This is a genomic window from Tamaricihabitans halophyticus (genome assembly GCF_004340875.1).
GTDB lineage: Bacteria > Actinomycetota > Actinomycetes > Mycobacteriales > Pseudonocardiaceae > Tamaricihabitans > Tamaricihabitans halophyticus.
In genome coordinates this window covers 1-1,839 of the sequence record NZ_SLXQ01000044.1, presented here as the reverse complement: position 1 = coordinate 1,839, position 1,839 = coordinate 1, and the positions used below count along the sequence as shown (strand labels likewise).

General features: G+C 66.0%; 3 protein-coding genes. All 3 read left to right on the top strand.

Features of this window, described 5'->3' with window-relative positions; genetic code table 11:
* Window positions 1–100: 100 nt before the first annotated feature.
* The 3 genes from EV191_RS29970 to EV191_RS29960 all read left to right on the top strand — a co-directional run bounded on the left by EV191_RS29970 (window position 101) and on the right by EV191_RS29960 (window position 1,695).
* The gene (locus EV191_RS29970) at window positions 101–322 is read left to right on the top strand and encodes a hypothetical protein (RefSeq protein WP_132881505.1); all 222 of its coding nucleotides are present in this window, start codon (window positions 101–103) and stop codon (window positions 320–322) included.
* Between the two features lie 409 nt (window positions 323–731).
* Window positions 732–1,247 carry a transglycosylase SLT domain-containing protein gene (locus EV191_RS29965; protein WP_132881504.1) on the top strand — a complete coding sequence of 172 codons (516 nt, stop codon included), beginning with the start codon at window positions 732–734 and terminating at the stop codon, window positions 1,245–1,247.
* A 97-nt stretch (window positions 1,248–1,344) separates the two neighbouring features.
* Complete coding sequence (locus tag EV191_RS29960) at window positions 1,345–1,695, top strand: hypothetical protein (RefSeq protein WP_132881502.1); 351 nt, start codon at window positions 1,345–1,347, stop codon at window positions 1,693–1,695.
* Window positions 1,696–1,839 lie beyond the last annotated feature (144 nt).

Genomic DNA, 1,839 nt, shown 5'->3' with positions numbered 1-1,839 from the left:
CTCGGTGTCCCGGGTGAGGATCCCGTACGTGGGGGCCTCGGCAGCCGTCGAGCTGATCCGCGGAATCCACAACGATGCGACGCGAGGGAGGTGATTTGCAGTGGCTGTAAGCGGGATTGTTCTGATCGTCATCATCGCCGTGGTGTTGTTCTTCATGTCGAAGAAGGGCGAGGGGTCGGTGGCGTGGGGGCAGGTCGTGACGGGCGGGATTGTGGCCCTGTTGTTGATTAGCACACCAGTCGGTCCGCATTTGCAGGACGGTGTGAAGTGGCTCGTGTCGGGTGTGGACTCCACGGTGTCGGATGCCGTCGCGTCCCTGTAGCGGATCGCTGATACCTGACTAACTCTTTCGTTTTCTGTTACCTGAGAAAGGAGTTCGTGATGAAGCACGCCCAAAAACAAGGACGGCGGAACGGGTGTTCGCATGAGACTGCGGAAGCGGTGATGCGGGGCCGGCGCCTGAGTTTCCGGTGTTTGGAGCCGGGTTGCGGCTACCGGTGGAGGCGAATGGTCTCGGCGCATCCGCGTCAGGCGGCCTGAACCAAGCAAAGCCCCAGCGGGGGCCACGCAGGGGGGCATGTCCGGGCCCGGCGGTCCAAACCGCCACATTTGTGCCCGCCGGGCCGGGCTCCTCATCCGAATCAACCACGAAACGACAGGAGGGTTCCCATGGTAGGCGCGGCGCGGTTGCTGGTCATGCCCACACCCTCGACCGGTGGGCGGGCAGCGTGATGGCACGCCCCCGTACGAGCCGCAAACGCCTGCTCGCGATCCTGCTGGGCGCGCTGGGACTGGCCGCTCTGGAACCACTGCGCGCTTCGGTCGGCGCACCCGCACCAACGGCAAGCCCGGTGGCCGATATCCCGGCGGAGTATGTCGGCTGGTATCGGCAGGCGGCGGGGACGTGTCCGGATCTGGATTGGGCGTTGCTCGCCGCGATCGGAAAGGTCGAGACGAACCACGGGCGGGCCGAACTGCCGGGGGTGTCGTCGGGCACGAACTATGCGGGCGCGGGTGGCCCGATGCAGTTTCTGGCTCCCACGTTCGCCGAGGTCCGCAGCAAGCACCCCGAGGTTGGCAGCGACTTGTATGACCCGGCCACCGCGATCCCCGCAGCAGCGCACTACCTGTGCGATTCGGGGCTGGCTGTTGGCGATGAGTATGGCGCGATTTTCACCTACAACCGCGCGGATTGGTACGTCGCGAAAGTGCGCGCGCAGGCCGCGGCCTATCGCGCTGCCCCATAACAACCCGCACCACTGACCGGGGACACGACCCGTGGTGTCCGGAGTGGACACCACTACCACCCGAGTCTTGAGGAAAGGAAAACCTGCGATGAGTGAGATGAGCACCGACGAGTTGGCCGTGGATTTGGCGGCGGGATTGCGCCAGCTGGCGGACATGATCGAGCAGCACCCGGCCGTTGCCGAGGCGGTGGCCTACGCGCTGCGGTATCTGTATGTGCCGCAGGTGACCAGCGACGCGCGCACGCGCCTGGAAACCGTTCGTGCGGCCGGCCTCGACATCGGAGCCGACGTGACGGTCACTAACCATCCGGATCGCTGCGAGGTCCTAGCGGAGTTCGGGCCGGTACGCCTCAAGCTCGACGCCACGGCGGGACTCATGGCCGGCCAGCAACCGCATGAATCGCCGCCGTATGCGCCGCTGCGCAAGACCGGCCCGGACACCGACTGAATCAGCGAGCAGGAAGGACACGGATATGGCGCACAACAACGGATCAGACTCGCCCGACTCGCCGGGTTCGGGGTCGGCGAGCTCGGAGGAGTTGGCGGCGGCTGTGGATGCGGCCTATGTGGAGCGCTACGCGCTGGCCGTGCG

Coding starts and splice junctions, on each gene's coding strand:
- EV191_RS29965 (WP_132881504.1), top strand. CDS start 732: ATGGCACGCCCCCGTACGAGCCGCAAACGCCTGCTCGCGATCCTGCTG.
- EV191_RS29960 (WP_132881502.1), top strand. CDS start 1,345: ATGAGCACCGACGAGTTGGCCGTGGATTTGGCGGCGGGATTGCGCCAG.